Source organism: Winogradskyella sp. Asnod2-B02-A, from assembly GCF_045063645.1.
Classification (GTDB): Bacteria; Bacteroidota; Bacteroidia; order Flavobacteriales; family Flavobacteriaceae; genus Winogradskyella.
This window is the reverse complement of sequence record NZ_JBEFOG010000016.1, coordinates 1-5,055: the sequence shown is the minus strand read 5'-3', so window position 1 is coordinate 5,055 and position 5,055 is coordinate 1. Positions and strand designations below refer to the sequence as shown.

1 protein-coding gene is annotated in these 5,055 nt (G+C 38.8%); it reads right to left on the bottom strand.

Going from position 1 to position 5,055, the window contains the following annotated elements; translation table 11 throughout:
* Positions 1-5,055, bottom strand: a 5,055-nt coding sequence (locus ACJJVO_RS00295; RefSeq protein WP_405569008.1) for a T9SS type B sorting domain-containing protein, incomplete at both ends; no start/stop codon positions are given.

The window sequence follows — 5,055 nt, the reverse complement described above, 5'->3', positions numbered from 1 at the left end:
GCATTACCATTGTAGGTACCGTCCCAACCGTTTCCATCAGGACTCAATTGTTTCAACAGCTTTCCATAACGGTCAAATATATAAATTTTTGCATTACTTCCAATACCTTCTATGTTCCAAGTTTCATTTTGTCCATCTCCGTTTGGCGTAAAATATAGCGGATAATCGATTATGAACTCAGATTCCGTGGTCAATCCACAGCCATTCTTATCTCTGGCGGTGATGTAATGTATGCCTGCAAAAACATTGGTGAAAATACCGTTATCTTGCCATGCACCTCCATCCATACTGTATTCATACACTCCATCTCCAAGCGCTGTTGCTTGTAAAACGTTGTTTTCTTCAAAAGCTTGTGTTAACACATCTATTGTAAGTGTTGGTGGTCCACTTTCTGTAACCAAGGTCTCATCTGTTTGTAAACATCCAGTTATTATATTGGTTACTGTAACACTATAATTTCCTCCTACACTTGGCATTAAACTTGATCCTGTCTCTGCAGGCATTACAGTGCCTTCATAACTCCATTCAAAACTATAGTCGGCTGTAGATAATCCTGTCTGTATCTCTAAAGGATCTAAGACTTCGCTTCCATCTGTACCTACACACAAAATATAATTCTCATCTATAATGAACTCTGGCAACGGGTTCACCTGTAAAGTCAACTCTGTAATGGCATAACAAATTGAGGTGTCAATTCCGGTTACTCCGTCTGGTGTGTCATTATCTACTCTGGCATAGATTACTTGTGGGTTAACGACATTTTCATATTCCGTTGGTAATGGATTGACATTGTTATTAGCATCATCTTCATTATCATAGTACGTTACGATATAGTTGGTATCATCTTGACCATCTAATACCTCGGCATTCATAGTGAGTAAATCAAACTGTGTAACATCATTGGTGGTATCTCCATCCGTTTCCATGTTATTGTCACATTCTTCAAATACAATAGCGTCTAAATCTGGATTCGCCTGTGCGGCTTCTTGAACTTCGATATTAAAGCTTTGTGTGCTTATTGAACAACCGGTCTCATTATTGGTAATAGTCACAAAAATCTGTTGTGGATTACTAATGTTGGTATATAGACTTACCAAACCATTCATACCGGCTTCGGCATCTGCAATATTTTCATGATAACTTACCGTAAACGCATTGCTATCTTGACCATTTAAAACTTCTGCGTCTTTGGTGGTTAAATCAAAGTTATCAAAGCCATCGGTAAACAATTCACATTGTATAAAATCGGTAACGGCAACAACGGTTGGTAATGGCTGTACAACAATAGTAAAGTCTACCAAAGCATAACAACCGGTAGCGTCTTTGGTCATTCTTACATAGATCTCTTGTTCTGGTGTTTCTATGTTAGTGTATTGCGTTGGGTCTGGAATTGGGTTTGTTCCTGAGTCCGCATCTTCTGCTGTCTCATGATACGTGATAGTTACTCCGTCTTCTTCATTTCGGATTAACGTTTCGTTTTCTGTAAGATCAAACACTTCAAAGCCATCTCCTGTATTGATTTCATCACACAATTCTAAATTTGGTAATAAATTGCTTGGCGTTGGTGTTGGGTTTGGTAATACGCGTATCGTTAAAGTCACATAGTCTACACAACCTGTATCGGTATCGGTAACCACGACATAAAGTGTCTGAGGGTTTGCTCCCTGACCATTCACCTCGGTGTTGGTGTATTGGGTTGGATCTGGTATCGCATTGTCTTGTGCTTGAGCATCTGCATTAGTCTCATAATAGGCTACTGACCAGCTGGCATTGCCTCCTGTGATTTCTGCATCTTTTACCGTAAGATCAAACATAGTGTATTCATCTCCTGGCACTTCTCCTAAATCATCACATTCACTTAACTGGCTTGGTTGTATCGCTGCTGGTGGCAATGCGACTATCAATTCAAACAGACCGGTATCGTAACATGTGGTGATAGGATCATATAAGCGTACATAAATGATTTGTGGATTACCATTATTAGTATAGTTACCGACATTGATGATTGGGTTGCTGCCATCTTCTGCGTTTGCGGCACTAATATGGTAAGTTAATTCTACGGCTGTTGGATCTTGACCGTTTAAAATTTCATCGTTCATGGTCGTCAAATCAAATTGAGAGACTCCATCGTAATCACTATCACAAATCGTATAAGGTTCTATTGTGGTTGGTACTTCTGGTGCTGGATGCACAATAAGCTCCATCGTGTTTTGTGTAAGACTGTAACAACCCGTCAATGTGTTCTCTGATCTCACATAAATCATTTGATTATTCGCTACAACATTGGTATACAAACCTGTAATGGCATTGTCTCCGGTCTGTGCATCACTTTGTGTTTCGTGATATGTAATCTCCACATCAGATTCCCCATTTGTGATATCTATTGTGTTTAGTTCTAAATCAAATTCTGCAAAACCATCATTATCGTCATCACAAACTTCGATTGGTTCTGGATTTGGTTCTGGCGATGGAATTGGATTCACTCTAAGGGTTACGGTAACCGTATTATAACAGCCTGTGATATCATTTTGTGCTCTTACAAATATAGTCTGAGGATTGCTTAATACATTGACATACGAACTTACAATTGGACTTGTCGCTGTATCTGCATCTGATTGGGTCTCATAATATGTTAAAGTAATTCCTGTTTGACCATTTAAAATTTCTGCATTCGCCTCTTCTAAGATAAAGGCTTCTTGCTCATCTCCTGGATTATTATCATCACACAGCTCTAATGGTGCTGGTGTCACTAAAACTGGTAATGGATTTACTATTAATTCTAAACTTATTAGCTTGTAACAGCCTTCTACTGTCGTATTATCTTCTACACGGATCCATATGATTTGATTAAAATCATCGGTATTGGTATAAGCTAGTGGATTTGCTATTGGGTTTGTCGCTGCTGCGGCATTTTCTTCGGTTACATAATAACTAAGAATATACTGCATTGGGTCTTGACCGTTTAAGATTTCATCTGCTTTGGTCGTTAAATCAAACGTCGCATAACCATCTGCTGAGATATCATCACAAGCTTCTAATGGTGTTGGCGCAACTAATTGTGGTGTTGGCTCTACGATTAAATCGAGTACGACAATAGTAGCACAGTCTGTAGCAATAGTCTCACTCTCTACTCTTACATAAAGGGTTTGTGCGTCTTGTACAATATTATTATAGCTTACCGTAGTGTCTATGGCATCAACTCCATTATTGGCATTCGTCTCTGTTTCGTGATAAGTCACCGATAAGCCTGAAGCTCCTCCGGTAATCTCATTTTCTGTATCGGTAAGTGCAAATAATCCAAAGCCATCATTATCTGGATCACAATATCTTAGAGCTTCTGGTGTAAAAGCCACTGGTGCTTGTTCTACAATTAACTCTAATGTTGTAGTCTCATAACAACCGGTATTGGTATCTTCTACACGTACAAAGATAATTTGGCCGTTGCTGGTATTCGTATAAAGTGTTGGTAACGGATTCATCTCGTCTTCGGCATCTACTAAAAATTCGTAATAGCTGACTGCATAAATTGGATTATTTCCTGTAATCTCGGTGTTCTTGATACTTAAATCCATCTCCGTTAAACCGTCTGGTGTACCATCATCACAAACTTCTAATGCGCTTGGTGCGATTACTGTTGGTAACGGATTTACTATTAAATCAAAAGTCACTTCTGAAGTACAATTGGTTAGTGTATTGGTTAAGACCGCAACTATTGTTTGTGGATTGCTAATATTGGTATAAAACCCTGTTATAGGATCAACTTCTGCAGCGGCATCTGCGGCATCTGCGTAATAGGTTACCGAAACATTGACTTGACCATTTAAAATTTCATCTGTTTTGGTGCTTAGATCAAAGCGTTCTTCTTCATCTCCTGGTAGATCATAATCACATAACTCGTATGCTGTCACAGCTACAGTTAATGGTTTTGGATTCACTATAAGTTGTAATATCCCAGTATCGTAACAGCCCGTAACGTCATTTTCTATGCGTACATAAATTTCTTGGGCGCCTCCTACAGTGTTTGTGTAGTTTGTTCCCAATGGGTTATCTCCTGTTTCTGCATCTGCTGGGTTCGCATAATAGCTTACCGTCATTCCTGTTTGTGAACCGATAACTTCAGCATCTTTTAGACTTAAATCAAAGACGGCTAAACCGTCTGAATTATCATCACAAACTTCTAAAGCGGTTGTGGTATTCGCGATTGGGTTTTCTAAAACCTCTAGAACAAGAGTGTTCACATTATAACAGTTGGTCGTGGTATTCTCTAATCGTACAAATACCGTCTCACTGGTCATTGTTGTATTAATGTAACCGTCAAATATTTCTGCTGTCGCTGGATCTGATTCGGCTCCGGCTAAGTTTTCATGAAACGTAACATTTATTCCTGTTTGACCGTTTAATAAATCCGCTACTTTAGTACTTAAAGGAAATCCTACAAAGCCATCGGTATCATCATCACAAACTTGTAATGGTGTTACAGAAACAATGTTTGGTAAAGCGTTTATGATTACATCGAAACTTGTGGTATTGTAACAATCTGGATATAATGGATCTTCCACTCTTACATAAATCGTCTCTTGATTTGGTGTACTATTGGTGTAACTTGTTGGTAAAGATCCTGTATTAGTATCTGCATCATCTTGACTCGTATGAAACGATACTGTGTAGGTCGCTGGATCTTGTGCCCCTAAAATAACCGCTTCTTGACTGCTTAAATCAAACGTCGCAAAACCATCATTACTAGGATCATCACAAACCAACATATCATCTGGTGCTGTTGCTAAAGCTCTTGTATTGACTACTAAATCAAACAAGGCCGTCGCTGTGGCATTATAACAATCTGAATCCCCTGAATTCTCTACTCTTACAAATATCGATTGGGTGTTTTCTGTATTGGTATATGTTAGTGGTAATGCTCCTGTACCTGCATCTGCATCATCAAAACTTAAATGATAACTCACATTGTAATCTGATGAGGGTTGTGATCCTAAAATAATCGCAGTCTGTGACTCTAAATCGAACTCTGAAAATCCATCATTGCTCTCATCATCACAT